Origin of the sequence: Lactiplantibacillus sp. 30.2.29, from assembly GCF_018991255.1 — a bacterium.
GTDB lineage: Bacteria > Bacillota > Bacilli > Lactobacillales > Lactobacillaceae > Lactiplantibacillus > Lactiplantibacillus pentosus.
The window spans coordinates 132,316-148,661 of the sequence record NZ_JAGYGU010000002.1; the positions used below are offsets into that span (position 1 = coordinate 132,316).

A 16,346-nucleotide genomic window follows, 5' to 3' on the forward strand; every position below is an offset into this window, starting at 1 on the left:
GTTAATTTATTCCCCAGAATAGTGGGTTGATACAGTATGGAAACCAGACTGATCTGTCGACGCCTCTTGTAAGTAGCCTTCCGAATTAATCCGATAACCGGCTACATATGGCTCTGTATCAGGATCAACGTTATGTGCTTGCATGTTTTCAGTGGAATGGTCCTCATAGACCTGTACATACAGCATGCCGTTATCAGACATTTGTGGAATAAACTTATAATCTTCCTGAGTGAAGTCCGAATTGTACATATCTGTCTTTTTAAACTCTGTCCATACCCAGTCATTTACCTGTTGCGTCGTCAAGTTATGTTGATCCACTGATGACGTTTTCTCATTACTGTCAGTTGTAGTATCACCACTATCATCCGTGGTATCACTGCTACTATCAGCGGTATCCGCTGTGCTTGAGCTGTCATTAGAATCCGTATCTTTTACTAGCTGCATATTCTTAATTGCACCACTCGTCTGATAGAAAATAGTCAACCGACCATCTGCTAAATGAACTTTGTTCAGATTTAGCCCGTCACCAACATACGACTTCAACATGTAAGTTTCGTCAGAGAGTTTCTTAGACGACAAATGATCATTAATTGCCCAGGCGCTACCTGGCACTTCGTTAGCTTTCTGAGCATCATAGATGTTATTAGCACCGTTCATATCTTGCTTCGTAATTGTGAAATCGGTACGCATATAAGGATATTCTTTCATATAAGGATCAGCCCGCTGAAAAGGGCTCCGCCATTTACCAATCAGCTTAGCTGGGGCTCCTGATCGCCACTTTGCCTGACTTGTACCGTCGCTTAAGATATAGTCGTTATCCAAATTGCTTGAATTATCAGACAAATGATAAGCATACTTACCACTATCAACCCAACTAAGTTTTAACTGGTGTTTCGTCCCATTATCATCAATAGTGAGCTGGTATACGTTCTGATCTTTTTGATATTTAAAAGATTGAACACGCCCACCACTTAGCTTCTGTTGCTTACGATTAGATAGGCGCCAATACCAGTGCCCATTTAACTGATAAAATTTCGAGTAATTTTTAGGTTTGGCATTGTCCTTACCACCATCAGCTGGAATTCGAGTAGCTAATTTCACCAACAATCGATCAGTAGCTGTTTTGGGCTTAGCAGTTTTAGTGACACTTTGACTCGTCTTAGTTATTGTTTTTGATTGGGAAACCTGTTGACCACAACCTGCTAGGACCAACAAACTCATGAGACTTCCCCCGATTAACAAAGACCCTTTCATTTACTTCCTCCTCCACCGTTATGGTAATCACTACCAAGAACAATAAGTTACCATGGTTAATTACGGTTTCACTAATTTCTCCATAAAGAGCATTTAATGACATTATATATTAATAAAAGATGCATTTAAAGACACTTTTTGAAATAACTCTTATTATAAAATTCAATAATCCTATCAAACGCCTTTTCGAACATCTACTAGACCAAGCTCGAATTTTGTTTTGTACATAAATCATTGATTGTGGTATCAATCAGTCATAATAAAGGTTAATATAAAGTAATTAATGACACTTTATACGTATTAACAGTGTACTTACAGCTCTGTTTCAAGCATAGTGAAACCTCTAAAATTAGTGCTAAGACGCTTAATGGATTAAGGAGGATTCCCATGTTACCCGAGATAGGCAAAATCATTCGGCAACGCCGACAGCAACACGGCATCACCATCGAGCAATTGGCCGAACAATCCAATGTTTCAATCTCGCTAATTTCTCGACTCGAACGTGGTAAGGTCGATAACATTAAACTACAAAGTTTGACCGCAATCGCTGAAACTCTGAATTTAAAAATAGCGGACTTCTTTCGCGACGAGCTTCTCCAATCACCTAATATTGTTGCATTACTCGACTACCTGAGTGATCTGCCAGCCCATCAACGTGAAGAACTTGCCGGTACGTTACTCAAACTACTCCGACTATCCAAATCGTGAGCATTTGTGCAACGCACTCCGGACAGTTAGTTCACCATTGAACCCCGTGATTCATCTACACTAAAAAATGATTCACCTTCCTCTGATAAGAAGGCGAATCATTTTTAATTTATCAATCTTGTTAGCGGTCGGTTAAGCGCCCTTAAAGCCAGCATGCAGTTCTTAATGATGCGTTGTCACTAATAGCCCACTCATCACTGCCAATATGATACCCACCGCCATGGCTTTGAGTGGTTCACGAACGATGGGGGTGGCGGTCAAAGCTTCGACCATCGCCCACCTAAATACGTTACAGCGAGCCTTAATATGGCGCCCCAAAAGATTGTGACTAGTAAACTAGCCAGCCACGTTGTCTTCAATATAAAGCTCCTCCAATGCGGCCAGGCACGGCTGACCTCTCGATTGAATGTATCAAAGTCGTCACGCGTTTGTAAATTGATTAATAGAATTCATAACTTTTATATAATGGTTTCATCAAAAGAAAATCCCCGCCATCAATGGCAAAAAAGCTCAGCACCGACCATTCAGGCCCTAGGTACTGAACGACTATCATGAGCGCTATGACAGGTTAATGTCCCCACTGCTCAAATCCGCATGCCAATCTGATTCGACGCCCGTTTGCGGGACATATTGGCGATTCAATAGTGCCAGCCACTGCCGGACAATCTTGCTCAAGGTAAAGTCATGACTGCGTTGCCGAGTGCGGCATATTCAGCGCGACAGTCAAAATCAGTTAACAGTGGCATTAAGCCAGTAATCAGGGCATTCAAATCGTGGGCCGGAGTCAACACACCGTACTGGCTACCCTGCAAGTACTCGGCTGACGAACAGGACGCCAGCTTGTCATGATTTAACCATCTTTAAGGCTAAAGAATAACTAGCACAACGCGTAACTGAAGTCAAAAAAAGATTCACCTTCCCACAATCAGAAGGTGAATCTTTTTTTATGCTGCTAGCTTCATCTTGCTCATTCCACGGTCGATACAGTGGTTAAAAACGCTCATCGATGCGTCGTTCTCACCAACAACCCACTCATGACGGCCAACAACACACCGACTGCCATCCCTTTGAGTGGTTCCCGCGTCAACGGGGTCGCCGTGAGTGCTTCGACCATCGCACCACCTAGATAGGTTACGACCAGGCCTAATACTGCGCCCCAAAAGATTGTGACTAGTAAACTAGCCAGCCACGTCGTCTTCATCAGCTGCTCCTCCACATCTTGCCAGATTGTCCTGACGATTAGTTCGAGTGTATCAGAGCCCGTGGCGGTTTGCAAATCCGTTATGATTTCAATTAATTCCATCTAATTGATTAATCAGTCAAAACTATCACTAGTTTTCACCAACACCCCGTTGCAGGTCCCAATCCATATCCAGTGTCGATTGCGGGACGTATTGCCGGTTGAGCAATGCTAGCCACTGGCGCACGATTTTACTTAGGGTAAAGTCATGACTGCGGCGGCGGGCACGTTCAGCATAGTCTTGCCGGATTTCTAAATCATGCAATAACGGCAATAACCCCTTCACAAAACCGTTCACATCGCGGGCTGGCGTCAAGACGCCATGCTGGCCTGCTTGTAAGTATTCTGCCGAACCGGTATTCCACATTGAGACGATTGGTAGCCCCATTGCCATGGCCTCACCCATCACTAGGGGCATTCCTTCCCAACGCGAGGTCATCATGAACACACTGGCCTTCTCGTAGTGTTGCCGTAACTCGGTATCCTTTAAAGCCCCGCGATAAATGATGCGTTCACGAACGTTCAACTCGTCCATCAACCGTTGGAAGGTCGCTAGTTGGTCATCAGGCCCAGAACCCGCAACGGCGATTTGCCAGTCATCCGGGAGTGCGCGCGCCACCGCTAACAGGTAGTCTAATCCTTTATGTTGTAAATCGATCCGTCCGGTATACGCAATCACATGCTGATTAAGGTCGGCTTGGTGTCCCTTAGGTTGCATAGTCGGCGGATTGTAGATCTTGACCGTATGTGAATTAAACCGTGAGTAACCTTCCCAATCAGAATCGGTCAAGGTGACCACCGTATCAGCTGCCAGTAAGCCGGCAACTAATTCATCGCGCATCTGCGCGTAATATTGATTCAAATAAATATCGACGTTGTTATGCATCCACGCAATCACGTTGACCCGCGGCAGCGCCCGCTTGATTGCCGGTGCAAAGCTCGTTAAGAGCCCGCCTGGTAAAATGACCGCATCATAGTGACCCTCTTCTAAGGTCGCAATCAAGTCCGTGATTTGGGCCTCGTACACTTGTAGCGGGGCTGCGCCAAAATAATTTAACACCGTGGCGCTAGCCGGCCGCCGAGCGGTAATCAGTGGCGCGGCTAGTTCATAAAAAGACCGTGGTTGCGCTAAAGAATAAAAGGTCACATCTGCTTGTGACGTCAATGCATTTCCGAGGACGGTCGTCGCACGTTTGACACCATCCATCACTAAATTTTCGACTGTAAGTAAGATTTTCATCCGCATCGTTGGCTAGTCCCAAATGACTAACCGCTCCTTTCCACTTATGCTTGGTTCATGGAACCGGAATTGGCGACGTTGAGGAATTAATTGGTCACACTCAATTCTTCATTAAATTCCCTTTGACATGCCAGCTAATATCAGTTTGGTTAGCTTATTATAACAGGTGTAATTAAAAAATAATTAGAATATGCTCTGAACACTTTCGACAGCTGATGGTTTACACAGCAAATTGTTAGTTTTCAGTGTCGTCAGTCATCTCCGGATATCAGAATAAAACGAACATCGGCAGCCAAGCAATGAGCCAGCGTCAGTCTTACTGCCACTAGAAGCTTCAGGATCTGTTTCAACGCAAAAAACCGCCGTGATACCGGAGGCACAAGCCGGTATCACGGCGGTTCAGTTATCTTAAATGACTAGGTTATTTCAAACCTTTCCATTGCCAGTCGTTAACTTCTGGCAAGTCGGTTCCGGCGTCACGGATGTATGCGTTGTGTTTTGCGAGCATGTTATCCATGTCTTGAACAAAGGCTGCACCGGTGTTTTCCATTGCTGGTTGCGCCGCAATTGCAGATTTTGCTAAGTCGAAACGGTCCATTTGGTTCATGACCCGGACATCGAATGGTGTCGTAATGTCACCATTTTCACGGTAGCCATGAACGTGTAAGTTGTGGTTGTGACGATCAAAGAAGATGTCACGAACCATGTCTTCGTAACCATGGAAGGCGAAGACAACTGGTTTGTCCTTAGTGAAGTAATGGTCAAATTCAGCGTCTGACAAGCCACGAGGGTCCTTTTCAGGGCTACGTAACTTCAAGATGTCGACCACGTTCACGAAACGAATCTTCATTTCTGGGAAGCTTTCGTGGAGCAATTGGATTGCGGCCAACGTTTCAAGCGTTGGTTCCGTTCCGGCAGCAGCAAACACGATATCTGGTTCGCTACCTTGGTCCGTACTTGCCCAGTCAATGATACCAAGACCGTTGTCAACTAATTGCTTAGCTTCTTCAATGCTGAACCATTGTTGACGTGGGTGCTTCGACGTAACCACGTAGTTGATCTTTTCTTGGCTACGGAAGATGACGTCCCCAACAGCTAACAAGGAGTTGGCGTCGGCTGGTAAATATTCGCGGATATATTCAGGCTTCTTTTCAGCCAGATGAGTCAAGGCACCTGGATCTTGGTGGGTGTACCCATTATGGTCTTGTTGGAACACAGTTGAAGCCGCGATAATGTTGAGTGACGGGTACTTCTTCCGCCAGTCAAGTTCGTTGGCCTTACGTAACCACTTGAAGTGTTGCGTCAACATTGAGTCGACAACCCGTAAGAAGGCTTCGTAACTTGCAAACAAGCCATGACGACCAGTTAAGACGTAACCTTCTAACCAACCTTCAGCTTGGTGTTCAGATAACTGAGCATCCAAGACCCGGCCAGCAGGTGCTTCGTATTGGTCACTATCTGGGTGAATATCTTCCATCCATTGACGGTTAGTGGTTTCAAAGACACCATATAACCGGTTTGACATGGTTTCATCAGGGCCAAATAACCGGAAGTTATCTGGGTTCTTCTTGATAACATCACGCAAGTAGTCTGACCAAACGATCATATCTTGCTTAACGTTCGCACCATGCTTAGACGTATCAACGGCGTAATCACGGAAGTTAGGTAAGTTCAAGGCCCTTGGATCAACCCCACCATTAGTGATTGGGTTAGCGGCCATCCGTGCATCGCCAGTTGGGATAATTTCTTTGATATCATCCTTCAAAGAACCATCTTCATTGAAGAGTTCCTTTGGTTGATATGATTCCAACCAGTCAACTAACGCATCGGCATGTTCCATGTCGGTTTGGTCAACAGGAATTGGAATTTGGTGAGCTCGGAATGAACCTTCGATCTTGTCGCCATCCCATGACTTAGGACCAGTCCAGCCCTTAGGTGCGCGGAAGACGATCATTGGCCATACTGGTAAAGTAGCGTCATCGTTTTCACGAGCGTTCTTTTGAATGGCTTTGATCTTTTCAACGGCTTCATCCATGGCCTTAGCTAAAGCTGGGTGAACCTTTTCAGGATCGTCACCTTCAACAAAGATTGGTTCCCAGTTCATGCTTTCGAAGTATTGCTTGATCTTTTCATCAGAAGTCCGACCAAAGATCGTTGGGTTAGAAATCTTAAAGCCGTTAAGGTTCAAGATTGGTAACACTGCCCCATCGTTGATTGGGTTGATGAACTTCGTTGATTGCCATGAAGTTGCTAATGGGCCGGTTTCGGATTCCCCATCACCAACAACAACTGCGGCGATTTCATCAGGGTTGTCAAGGATTGCCCCAACACCGTGTGAAATTGAGTAACCAAGTTCGCCACCTTCGTGGATTGAGCCTGGTGTTTCAGGAGCAGCATGGGAAGCCACGCCACCTGGGAATGAGAATTGCTTGAAGAGTTTTTGCATCCCTTCAACATCCTGCGTAATTTCAGGATAAATATCCGTGTAAGTCCCATCAAGGTATGAGTTGGAGACCATCACTTGGCCACCATGACCTGGACCTTCAACGTAGAACATCTTCAAACCGTACTTGTTGATGACCCGGTTCAGATGCGCATAGATGAAGTTTTGGCCGGCAATCGTGCCCCAGTGACCGATTGGGTGAACCTTAACGTCACTAGCCTTTAATGGCCGTTGTAATAAAGGATTATCTTTTAAATAAAGTTGACCAACTGATAAATAGTTGGCAGCACGCCAGTACTTATCAACTTTTTGCAAATATGCTGGTGATGAGTAATCTGTAGACATTTTCAAAACACTCCTTAATTTGCTTTTTGCTTGAACGTTAGCTGTTTAGCTGTTATCGTTTACAAGTTCTATTCTACCAAGTTATTTTGAAAAATCAACCTTTTTGTTAATTGGAACGGTCCAATTTTTAAAAAATTCGCAAAAAATGAGGCGTATCCCTTGGGACGCCTCATTTTTTAATTCGTAAATTTTTTTGAACTTGATCACTTATACGGCCTAAATGTGACCCAAATTGTCCCGGCCGCTAATTAATTATTCGTCGAAACGAACGTCGTGTACTTCATGTATTGATAATGCAGACGCATGTTGGACACTTCAAATGGCGTCCCATCATCCAAGAAGAAAATCCCACTCATCAATCCGACTGGTTCGTTTGGTTTGAGGTGCAATAATTCTTGGTCGTTGGCATTCGACGCATCCGCCGCAATCGACAAGAACGACTTGGTGACCGCAGCGTGCAACGTCTCCTGAACATAGTTAAAAATCGAGCCGCTGACGACTTGCCGGTTCAATTGCGGCACGAGTTTGATTGGAATATAGCCACTCTCGATCATGAATGGTTGGTCATCCAGCAAACGTAAGCGCTTAATTTCATAAACAAATTCATCTGCGGTTAAAAATAAGTCCTGTTGCAACTCTTGACTTGCAGGAATGACCCGAAAGTCTAATAATTGAATACTAGGCTTAGCACCTTCAGTGTTCAAACTATCCGTAATTCCTAAATTTGTCCCTTCGTATTTAAATGAAGATTGATTTTTAAGATATAATGGATTAATGAACGTTCCCGAGCCGCGCTTCTTGAAAATCAGGCCCTTATTCGCTAGCACATTTAAGGCCCGTTTAATTGAGCTCCGACTTACTTGGTACTGTTCGCTAAGACTACGTTCATCCGGTAGCTTTTTATCAACAAATTCATTCGCCATGATGCGTTTATTCAAATCAGTAATGACTTGTTGATAGACTAAGTCAGCCACGTTAATCCCTCCTTTGAGCTTATTTCGTAACTCAAGTATAGCAGAATTAATTGGCTTTGGGTGAATTGTTCCGGTCCATTTTATAAATTGGACCGTATTTTTAATAAATGTGAGGTAAATAGTATGTCTAAAAAGAAGAAAAAGGACCAGTTAGGTAAGACGCTGGTTGAAAAGATTCTGGATAAAGCCAACATTAGTTATCAACAATACGAGTTTCCAACCGAAACTGAAGGCGACGTTCAACAATTACAAGTCGACCATCTCGGTGTCGATGAACATCATATTTACAAAACACTGGCGTTGACTGGTAACAAGACTGGCCCGGTCGTTGGCGTGCTCCCCTTGGATGAGCATCTCAGCTACAAGAAACTCGCCAAGTTATCCGGCAACAAGAAGGTCGGCATGATTCCGCTCAAGGATTTGGAACGCACGACTGGTTACCAACACGGCGCGAATACCCCTGTCGGCATCTGGGAGACTAAAAAGTTTCCGATTTACATCGATGAAGTCGCCAAGCAACAAGGCAAGATTTTGGTTTCATCAGGTAAGATCGGTCGTTCGATTGAAATTGACGCTGACGATTTACGCAAACTCGTCCATGGGACCTTTGGCGCAATAACGGAGTGACCTTGTGGAAAACTTATTTAAAAATAATGGCCTGGCGCTACTGATTTTGATTGGCGTCCCCGGCGTGTTTGCTTGGCTGCTCACACTGGTCAATCGTCAGACCAAAGCCAACTTAGTCAACCACTACGGCATCAATAGTCAGGTCTACTGTGGCTTTCTCGGCATCATCATTCACGAGCTCAGCCACTTGATCGTCGCCCTGATCTTTCGGCACGGCATCCACTCGGTGCGCCTACTGAAGTTGCCACGTCTGCACCAAGTCGACGATTCCGATGAAGCAATGGCGTTAGGCTACGTCAATCACACTTGGAATCGGCACAGCCTCTATCAGGTCATCGGCAACCTGTTCATTGGCGTCGCACCCATCTTTGGTTGTACCGCGGCGTTGCTCGGATTGGATCGCCTACTTGCACCCGGACTATTCCGCGCCGTCTTTTTAATCGCCGATACGCCCGAACAACCCCAGTGGGCAGCTAGTCTACATGCGCTCACCACGACGCCGGTCAGTTGGTGGCAAGCCCTACTACTGTTGTTTTTGACCCTGACGATCGTCATCGGGGGCTTCGACCTGAGCCCGGCGGATTATCAAAATAGCGCGATTGGGCTGTACAGTACGGTCGGACTGATTATTGTGATCACCTTTATTTTGACGCTCATTGGCATCACGGGGTGGTTACACCAGTTGGTCACCTGGGGGTTACTAGTCGCCATGATTCTGAGCTACTCGCTCCTACTTTCACTGATTGTCATGGCAGTGACCCGTTTGCTCAGTAACCGGGCTTAAGTCTCATTTCATATCTAAAACGGGGTTCCTTGCAGCTTTTGAATGCTTGCAAGGAACCCCGTTTTAATTTTCGCCATTTATTGATTTTTGCCAACTGCCAAATCGCCGTGGCGCAGGCACCATACTCAGGTGGTCAGTCCCTAGTTTTTGCAGTCAGGCCCGCCGAGTAACCACGGCATTTATTTAATCGATTCACCAATGTCACGCGCCTGTTGAGTCACTCGCCAACGCCAAAAGCTCCAGACACTCACAACAATCACCAATCCGATGACCGCTCCCCAGAAAACTTGAATATTAGACACGTTCGTTGTCAGTTGAAATAGCGACCCACAATTATTCAGAATGTGAATCATAATTGGCACGAAGATCGTCTTGGTCAACCAGTACGCTGTCGCCAGGACCCAACCCATGCCGGCATAGACCAACCATTCATAGACAGTCTTCGTCTGATGAATTAATCCAAATAACGTGCCACTAACTAGAATGGCCAGCCATCCGGCCCGGGGTTGAAAGAAATAATCCATCAAGACGCCCCGAAATGTCAATTCTTCCATGATGGGACCGACAATTCCCATCGTGAGTAGCCACAGTGGCAACGGTGCGCGTTTCAAGAGGTCTTCAATCGTTGCCTGGTTCTCAGTGATAGGTATCAGCAATCCGATCCCCACATTAACAATCAGAAACACTAACAGACCAACCAAGATTGCCAACCAATGACGCTTCAATGACCATTGCTGCCGCTGAATCGGCCGACCACCGCGATAAATGTACCAGGCCGCACTGACCGTGATCAAGCTGATAATCAGCGCCGCCACGAATAAACCAGTCTGAAAGCCGAAATCCCCGCTTCGATTCCGACTAAATTCCACGATGCTCATTGGAATATCAGTCAATTGAATCAATAGGTAGATCATGACTAACTTAAAAATCGCGACTGGCAAGCCTTGTATTTTGAATATTTTCCCCATTTAACACCCTCCAAAACTTTGACCGGTTGGACTCACTGACCCAGCGTTAGTGCTGCCACCAGATGAGTCCCCCGTCAATTTTTAATTGATTGCACTATCATTACGCCGCGTCTTAAACACTTTAGCGGTCAACAGTGGCAATCACTTGCGTTAATTCCATTCTATCGAATAATGCAGATCAATAGGAATTATTTTTATTAACGTCCGCAAATGCCTGATTAACGTTCACAAAGCAAACACATTTGATGAACTCGTGATACATTCAGGCATGTTCTGATTAACCATTGCACCACCAACCTCAAGCTACACAAAAACGACCAAGGTTGCTGTTCCCTGGCCGTTTTGACTTCAATATTCAGTTCAACGGAATCAGCGCATGCTAACTGGCTCGCGCCACTTATTCGTCATCCGCGGTCCATTCCGCCTTGAATTGGTCCACAAACGCCCGCATGACGTCGGTCCGCCGCTTGGCTAACGCCTTGGCCGCCGGAGTGTTCATCATGTCAGCCAGCTTGAACAACTTCTCATAAAAATGATTGATGGCCGTTCCTGGTTGTTGTCGATACTGTTCCTTAGTCAGGTGCTCGCGCGGGGCAATCGCTGGATCATAGATTTTCTCACCGACGTGGCCTGAGTAATACAACGCCCGCGCGATACCAATCGCACCAATCGCGTCTAATCGATCTGCATCTTGCACGATTTGACCTTCTAATGACAATTTTTGCGCGCCATTTAATGACTTGCTAAATGACATGTGGTCGATAATATCAAAAATCGCCGTTTGATCAGCAGTCGAAACCCCAAGTTCACTCAACTGGTCAGCTAAATCGTGATGGGCCTGTTCAGGATCAACCATCAACTTATCATCGATCACGTCATGCAGCCAGGCTGCAGCGAGGGTCAAATTCAAGTTGGCCTGTTCAGCTTGAGCCAAGCGCCGTGCTAAGCGGTTGACCCGTTCGAGATGGTCGCTACCGTGGCCACTATGATCCTGCGCCAACTTTTGTCGTGCGTAGGTTCGAATGGCCGTTAATTGTGTTTCGGTTATCATCCACTCACCCTATTCTTGTGTTTGATAGTACGCCTTTAATTTCTTGATCGTCCCACGGCTAAAGGTTAAGTGGTCTCGATTGTCCATACTAATGACACCCTTGTTAAAGTCCACCGTAATCACGTGTTCAAGATTTAAGGCATAGCTTTGAAACTCGTTGAAGAATCGCATCGCCGTCAACTGCTGCTTAATCGTATTCAAATTCTTATGTACGACATAAGATTGTGAGGTCGTCACGATGCGGGGCGTCCGCAGACCATGGACCTTCTCACAATAAACGATATCTTTGAGTTTCAAAGTTAATAATAACGCGCCACTTCTTAAAGTTAAAGTCGGTTCTGCCGACCGTTCAAGCGTGACCAACCGCTTCTTGACCACTTCCAAGACTTGTTGGACTTGGGGCACAAATTTGGTCTCATCGAACATGTTCGCCTTTGAAATGAACCCGGTCGGCGTCGTCATCGCACTCAACGTCTCCGGCATCATGTCATCTCGAATCGTGACATACACGACAAAGCCATCTGGATCATAATCGCGAATTTTTGAAGCAAGCTGAATCCCATTAATTTCACGCTGTAACACAATATCTAAAAAATAAAGATTTGGTCCGCCACCATTTTTGACCGCTGCCAACACATCAGCTGGCTGCCAAGCCGAAACGAGCTCATAATTAAAATGCAATGCATCTAGCTGTTTCGTAATGATGTCGTTTAACCAGAGACGTTGCTGTTCCTGATCGTCACTGATAAAAACCTTCATATCAATCACTCTTCCCAATGTAAAGCAGATTAACAAACTAACCACCCAGTACTAAAATCTGCTCTACGCCCATTTAAATTGTTTACAATCAGCCTTTATCATACTAAAGCCCCGTCATTCCAGCAACTAAAAAAACGTCGGTCAGCTAAATAAAACTGTGAAATCAGCTCACCCACGTTAGATGCTACTTTTCAATTTGTTGCGGTTTAATTTGGGCTTGATTCAACCGTAGTAACTCGTCTGTCCGCAATTTGTTGACGATCAGTTGTGCTGCGGCGGTCGTCAAACTGTGACTCAGATCTTGGTCTGAGATCGTAATGGGATCATCAGGATGATGCAGTTGATTCGTCAACGCCGTAATGAAGTTATCGTAAGCGCGCTTTGGATAACCGGTTGCCGTTACTTGATCAATCCCCTGCCGAATTTTATCAAGCGGATAACTTGGTTTGAGTAAACTAATCACGATGATATCCGCCAACTGCATAATTTGATACTTTTTCTTAACAGGCGACAGAATCACCTTGTGTTTGACATAATTGTTGATCATCGCGGCCGTCACCGGATCAGCCCCCAGTGGTTGCAACGTTTCGTTGATCAACAGTAGGACCTGGTCCATGTAGAGGTCAAAGTTCGGAAGTTCGGTCCATTTTGGTAGGATGACCTTGCTCATCCGTTGTTGCCAGTCGGCGTACGTCTCATTAGCTGCCATCAAAATCCCTCCTCAATTGCTGATTGATGTCCGTTTAAGTTATTTCTATTATACCTAGATTAACTAGTCTTGTAAACTAGATGACATTGTAAATCACATTAATTTCGGAATATGTTACCATTGTATGAGTTAATCAAAATACAAATGAAAAGTAGGTTATCTGGTATGTATGAAATGACCAAAAAACTGCGCGTCGGTGATGACGTCAAAGCATTGATTCCACAAGCTGTGATTGCAGGTCTCTGGGACCGGCTCAAAGCGATGCGCAAAGAAAAGTTACTAATCGATAGTACGATGGCCGTCATGTTTAGTGACGACTATGAAGACGACAAAATCTTCTTCATGACACTTCAAAAATCCGGCTCATTCAACAATGAATACGAAATGGCTTATGACGGGCCCAAAAACTTTCTCGGTCACGGGACCATCGTGATTATCAAGGACCGGCCGAAGACGATTCAAATGAGTATCTCGGCTGCCAATAAACAGGCGGATGAAGATAGTGAAGACAACGCGGATAAACCATCTGATTCTGAAACTACTGATTAATTGAACCAGTACTCAATAAAACGGACGAGCAACCCAGTGATGATTGCTCGTCCGTTTTATTTTCCAGATCATTTCTGGATTTAACTTCTCGGTGTTCATCTGAAACATTCTTTAACAACTTTTAGTTTCTTTTGTGTGAATTCTGATTTACTTTTTTGAGTCCTTCATACTTGATCCCTGTTGAATAATATTTTGATCCTTGCCCTTTCTCTTAGCTTTCAGGTCCAGTACAAAATCTGAAATTTTATTCTGATCTAGCTTACTCAAATGACCAATTTCTTGAAAGCTGATATCAGCGTTGGGAAAACGATAAAGATTACCAAGATCAACCCATGACGGCTTCTTCAATCCAGCCACTTTCCAATCTTTAATTGGATAGTATTGTTGTCTGATATAAAATGATTTATTTTGATACTTACTGGTAATTTTATAAGCTTCGACCGTTTGCTCTGATACCTTACGGATTAATACTGGCCGAGACTTGCCGCCGTTGGTTTCTACAAAGCTAACGTATAGACTGATTAAGTCATTAGTCCTCATCGGGATCATTGAGCCAATCGGCGACTTCTTTAGCGTCTTTAAATGTGATTACTGGCGTATCTTCGGTCACTTTTAAAAAGCGTAAACTCGCTTTTTCTTCTTCACTTAAAGACACATCAAAAGGCAAAGCACCATTAGCAACAATCCGCTTGTAAAACATGTTAATCGCTGTAGTTGGGTTAAGACCCAACTCACTTAAAACTGCCTCAGTATTATCGGCCAAATCCTTATCAATCTTAACTTGCACCCGTTTCTTTTCCTTAACTGCCATATTGTCTCGTCCCCTTTCATTAGTTTCTACCACTATACTACCTTTTGAGTACCTTCTCAATTATTTAAGTCCCTCAAAACTGTGATCTTAGGTTTGTTGCTCTTTCGTTAATAGAACCCCCTAAGATGGTTCTCGAAACATCCGTATACACATTCTACAGCTGTCTCCACTGCCGAATTTAATATAAGATTGATTCAAAACGGCCTAAACAGGCTTATATAGCCTTTCATTCTCAGTCACTTTCATCATAAACAAAGTGTTTTACGGCATGCAATTTGTTTTTTCCACCAAATGTGAATTAAAGTTTGCGTCGTGCCATATAAACTTTTTCAACATTTTAATATGCAGATTATTGGCTGACAAACAGAAAGCTATAGCCCAAGGACGCGTCCTAACCATTCTCAGTGCTAAATGATAACTAATACTAAGACTATTCATTCGACCATCATTCAATGCAGTCCCTTGTATTGGCTTACGATGGGAGATGCTGAATCGCGTAGTCCGCCTGTTCGCTTGTGAACTGTTCACCATAATCAGAGGTCAATTGTTCCCGAATTGATTCAGTCGACATGGCCATGTTCTTCTGGTAACTTTTGGCCTTTGCCAGTGCATTGGCTTCCCAATCGATACCTTCGAGATGTTCCATCGCATAAGTGACCGCTTCGGGTGTGAAATTCTCGCCATAGGAAGAAGCTAGTTGTTCGCGCACACCAGCTTCTGACATATCCATGTGCCGTGCATAACTCTGAGCTTTCTTCAAAGCCGCCTGATGTTCCATGGGCACTTTGCTTTCCGACTTAGTTGACGCTGCTGGTTTGGCCGGTTCTTCTGATTCTTTTGTCTCTGTTGTTTCTGATTTGTCTTCTGCTTCCGCTGTCTCAGATTCAGTCGTCCGTTCCTGCTGGGCAGTTGTCGATTGACTCGACTTTTCATTGTCTTTGCCACTGCCCAAACTAATCCCCACGATTAGTACCAATGCAATGACCGCCCCATAAATTACCTTCTTTTTCAAAAAAAACCCCCTTAATTCAATTCACCTAACTAATGGTTTCAATAATAAAGAATTCTACAGAAGTCTGAGATGACCGTAAAGTTAAGGGCTGAATCCCTTTATTTATGAAGTGATTGCGTCCCCCAGCGACCGATTAGGCCATCTCCCGCTTAAGAAACAAAAATGTGCACGTCATGCCATTTTGACGTTTTGCAGAAAGTACCGCAGTTAGCTTCTTTCTGCAAAACGTATCGTATCAATAGCGAATTTGTGCTTAATCTCGCCCCCCTGCCCACAGATCCGCCCAGACACTGCAGTAGCGGACTCAACAGATCCGTGAGTGCAAAAAAACTAGCTTCAGAAATTAATTCATTTCCAAAGCTAGTTCACGTTTAATCGTTAAACTGAGTGTCACACCATCAAGGCACAACATGAACTGATATTCTTATTGAACTTCAATCTTGCCCGCCGAATCGGCCACCTTTTTCGGTAGCGTCACCGTCAGTAGTCCTGCTTGGTAGTGGGCTTGAATTTGATCACGCACCACATCGGCAAGATGGAACTTCCGGGTGAAGTCTGCATCCATTCGTTCACGATGCAACATCCGCCCATCATCGTTACGATCATCCTGTGAGCGATGCGCACGAATCGTTAACCATTCGTCAGCATAGTTCACCGTAATCGCCTGCTTATCAAAACCGGGTAATTCGGCTGTTACGGTGTAATCATCATCGTGTTCGACCACGTCAGTCTTCATGCCGACATGGGCATTCAAAACGTTCTCTGCCTCGCGGTGGGCACGTTTTAATAATCTTGCTGGGTAAAGCAAATCATCTAAGTGATGACCTAATAATTGCTGGCGCATATGAATAACCTCCGTCTCAAATCAAAGT

16 protein-coding genes and 2 pseudogenes are annotated in these 16,346 nt (G+C 44.7%); 4 read left to right on the forward strand and 14 right to left on the reverse strand.

The features are described 5' to 3' along the window. Nucleotides 1-6: 6 nt before the first annotated feature. Entirely contained in the window at nucleotides 7-1,254 is a 1,248-nt protein-coding gene (locus KGF65_RS01970) for a hypothetical protein (RefSeq protein ID WP_216747948.1), read from the reverse strand. Between the two features lie 387 nt (nucleotides 1,255-1,641). On the opposite strand from KGF65_RS01970, the gene KGF65_RS01975 reads away from it, so the two are divergent. Then, nucleotides 1,642-1,962 (forward strand): helix-turn-helix domain-containing protein, encoded by a 321-nt coding sequence (locus KGF65_RS01975; RefSeq protein WP_054397942.1) that lies wholly within the window; start codon nucleotides 1,642-1,644, stop codon nucleotides 1,960-1,962. 558 nt (nucleotides 1,963-2,520) lie between these two features. Here KGF65_RS01975 and KGF65_RS17390 read toward each other — a convergent pair. From KGF65_RS17390 to KGF65_RS02000, 5 genes and pseudogenes are all read right to left on the reverse strand, one after another. Further along, nucleotides 2,521-2,786: pseudogene (locus tag KGF65_RS17390) on the reverse strand (glycosyltransferase); the annotation flags it as partial. A gap of 176 nt (nucleotides 2,787-2,962) precedes the next feature. Continuing rightward, the gene (locus tag KGF65_RS01985) at nucleotides 2,963-3,163 is read right to left on the reverse strand and encodes a DUF2929 family protein (RefSeq protein WP_050339617.1); all 201 of its coding nucleotides are present in this window, start codon (nucleotides 3,161-3,163) and stop codon (nucleotides 2,963-2,965) included. 130 nt (nucleotides 3,164-3,293) lie between these two features. Further along, nucleotides 3,294-4,442 (reverse strand): glycosyltransferase, encoded by a 1,149-nt coding sequence (locus KGF65_RS01990; RefSeq protein WP_181185347.1) that lies wholly within the window; start codon nucleotides 4,440-4,442, stop codon nucleotides 3,294-3,296. A 421-nt stretch (nucleotides 4,443-4,863) separates the two neighbouring features. After that, entirely contained in the window at nucleotides 4,864-7,230 is a 2,367-nt protein-coding gene (locus tag KGF65_RS01995) for a phosphoketolase (protein ID WP_216747949.1), read from the reverse strand. 248 nt (nucleotides 7,231-7,478) lie between these two features. After that, nucleotides 7,479-8,204 carry a GntR family transcriptional regulator gene (locus KGF65_RS02000; protein WP_021337648.1) on the reverse strand — a complete coding sequence of 242 codons (726 nt, stop codon included), beginning with the start codon at nucleotides 8,202-8,204 and terminating at the stop codon, nucleotides 7,479-7,481. A gap of 123 nt (nucleotides 8,205-8,327) precedes the next feature. On the opposite strand from KGF65_RS02000, the gene ybaK reads away from it, so the two are divergent. Further along, on the forward strand, nucleotides 8,328-8,831 hold the full coding sequence (gene ybaK / locus KGF65_RS02005; protein WP_003639395.1) for a Cys-tRNA(Pro) deacylase: 504 nt from the start codon (nucleotides 8,328-8,330) through the stop codon (nucleotides 8,829-8,831). A gap of 4 nt (nucleotides 8,832-8,835) precedes the next feature. Continuing rightward, nucleotides 8,836-9,615, forward strand: a complete 780-nt coding sequence (locus KGF65_RS02010) for a hypothetical protein (protein WP_216747950.1) — start codon at nucleotides 8,836-8,838, stop codon at nucleotides 9,613-9,615. Between the two features lie 179 nt (nucleotides 9,616-9,794). Here the strand turns inward: KGF65_RS02010 and KGF65_RS02015 are convergent, their stop codons facing one another. The 4 genes from KGF65_RS02015 to KGF65_RS02030 all read right to left on the reverse strand — a co-directional run bounded on the left by KGF65_RS02015 (nucleotide 9,795) and on the right by KGF65_RS02030 (nucleotide 13,102). Beyond that, nucleotides 9,795-10,583 carry a CPBP family intramembrane glutamic endopeptidase gene (locus KGF65_RS02015; RefSeq protein WP_216747951.1) on the reverse strand — a complete coding sequence of 263 codons (789 nt, stop codon included), beginning with the start codon at nucleotides 10,581-10,583 and terminating at the stop codon, nucleotides 9,795-9,797. A gap of 397 nt (nucleotides 10,584-10,980) precedes the next feature. Continuing rightward, complete coding sequence (locus KGF65_RS02020; protein WP_105922483.1) at nucleotides 10,981-11,634, reverse strand: HD domain-containing protein; 654 nt, start codon at nucleotides 11,632-11,634, stop codon at nucleotides 10,981-10,983. 9 nt (nucleotides 11,635-11,643) lie between these two features. Beyond that, nucleotides 11,644-12,393 (reverse strand): LytTR family DNA-binding domain-containing protein, encoded by a 750-nt coding sequence (locus tag KGF65_RS02025; protein ID WP_216747952.1) that lies wholly within the window; start codon nucleotides 12,391-12,393, stop codon nucleotides 11,644-11,646. A 184-nt stretch (nucleotides 12,394-12,577) separates the two neighbouring features. Continuing rightward, nucleotides 12,578-13,102 (reverse strand): DUF1836 domain-containing protein, encoded by a 525-nt coding sequence (locus tag KGF65_RS02030; protein WP_003639400.1) that lies wholly within the window; start codon nucleotides 13,100-13,102, stop codon nucleotides 12,578-12,580. Nucleotides 13,103-13,267: 165 nt separating this feature from the next. Between KGF65_RS02030 and KGF65_RS02035 the strand changes: the two genes are divergently transcribed. Next, a complete protein-coding gene (locus KGF65_RS02035; RefSeq protein WP_050339628.1) occupies nucleotides 13,268-13,651 on the forward strand; it encodes a hypothetical protein in 384 nt (127 codons plus the stop codon). Here the strand turns inward: KGF65_RS02035 and KGF65_RS02040 are convergent. The 4 genes and pseudogenes from KGF65_RS02040 to KGF65_RS02055 form a co-directional block, all read right to left on the reverse strand. Continuing rightward, nucleotides 13,641-14,191: pseudogene (locus KGF65_RS02040) on the reverse strand (hypothetical protein). The gene KGF65_RS02035 and the pseudogene KGF65_RS02040 sit on opposite strands and share 11 nt — an antisense overlap. Beyond that, nucleotides 14,181-14,462: a type II toxin-antitoxin system RelB/DinJ family antitoxin gene (locus KGF65_RS02045; RefSeq protein WP_088770923.1), complete on the reverse strand. Its 282-nt coding sequence runs from the start codon at nucleotides 14,460-14,462 to the stop codon at nucleotides 14,181-14,183. Before KGF65_RS02045 ends, KGF65_RS02040 begins: the two are co-directional and overlap by 11 nt. A gap of 472 nt (nucleotides 14,463-14,934) precedes the next feature. Continuing rightward, complete coding sequence (locus tag KGF65_RS02050; protein WP_225083276.1) at nucleotides 14,935-15,474, reverse strand: Ltp family lipoprotein; 540 nt, start codon at nucleotides 15,472-15,474, stop codon at nucleotides 14,935-14,937. 424 nt (nucleotides 15,475-15,898) lie between these two features. Beyond that, nucleotides 15,899-16,318 (reverse strand): Hsp20/alpha crystallin family protein, encoded by a 420-nt coding sequence (locus tag KGF65_RS02055; RefSeq protein WP_088770921.1) that lies wholly within the window; start codon nucleotides 16,316-16,318, stop codon nucleotides 15,899-15,901. Nucleotides 16,319-16,346 lie beyond the last annotated feature (28 nt).

Coding starts and splice junctions, on each gene's coding strand:
- KGF65_RS01970 (WP_216747948.1), bottom strand. CDS start 1,254: ATGAAAGGGTCTTTGTTAATCGGGGGAAGTCTCATGAGTTTGTTGGTC.
- KGF65_RS01975 (WP_054397942.1), top strand. CDS start 1,642: ATGTTACCCGAGATAGGCAAAATCATTCGGCAACGCCGACAGCAACAC.
- KGF65_RS01985 (WP_050339617.1), bottom strand. CDS start 3,163: ATGAAGACGACGTGGCTGGCTAGTTTACTAGTCACAATCTTTTGGGGC.
- KGF65_RS01990 (WP_181185347.1), bottom strand. CDS start 4,442: ATGAAAATCTTACTTACAGTCGAAAATTTAGTGATGGATGGTGTCAAA.
- KGF65_RS01995 (WP_216747949.1), bottom strand. CDS start 7,230: ATGTCTACAGATTACTCATCACCAGCATATTTGCAAAAAGTTGATAAG.
- ybaK (WP_003639395.1), top strand. CDS start 8,328: ATGTCTAAAAAGAAGAAAAAGGACCAGTTAGGTAAGACGCTGGTTGAA.
- KGF65_RS02015 (WP_216747951.1), bottom strand. CDS start 10,583: ATGGGGAAAATATTCAAAATACAAGGCTTGCCAGTCGCGATTTTTAAG.
- KGF65_RS02020 (WP_105922483.1), bottom strand. CDS start 11,634: ATGATAACCGAAACACAATTAACGGCCATTCGAACCTACGCACGACAA.
- KGF65_RS02025 (WP_216747952.1), bottom strand. CDS start 12,393: ATGAAGGTTTTTATCAGTGACGATCAGGAACAGCAACGTCTCTGGTTA.
- KGF65_RS02030 (WP_003639400.1), bottom strand. CDS start 13,102: ATGGCAGCTAATGAGACGTACGCCGACTGGCAACAACGGATGAGCAAG.
- KGF65_RS02035 (WP_050339628.1), top strand. CDS start 13,268: ATGTATGAAATGACCAAAAAACTGCGCGTCGGTGATGACGTCAAAGCA.
- KGF65_RS02045 (WP_088770923.1), bottom strand. CDS start 14,462: ATGGCAGTTAAGGAAAAGAAACGGGTGCAAGTTAAGATTGATAAGGAT.
- KGF65_RS02055 (WP_088770921.1), bottom strand. CDS start 16,318: ATGCGCCAGCAATTATTAGGTCATCACTTAGATGATTTGCTTTACCCA.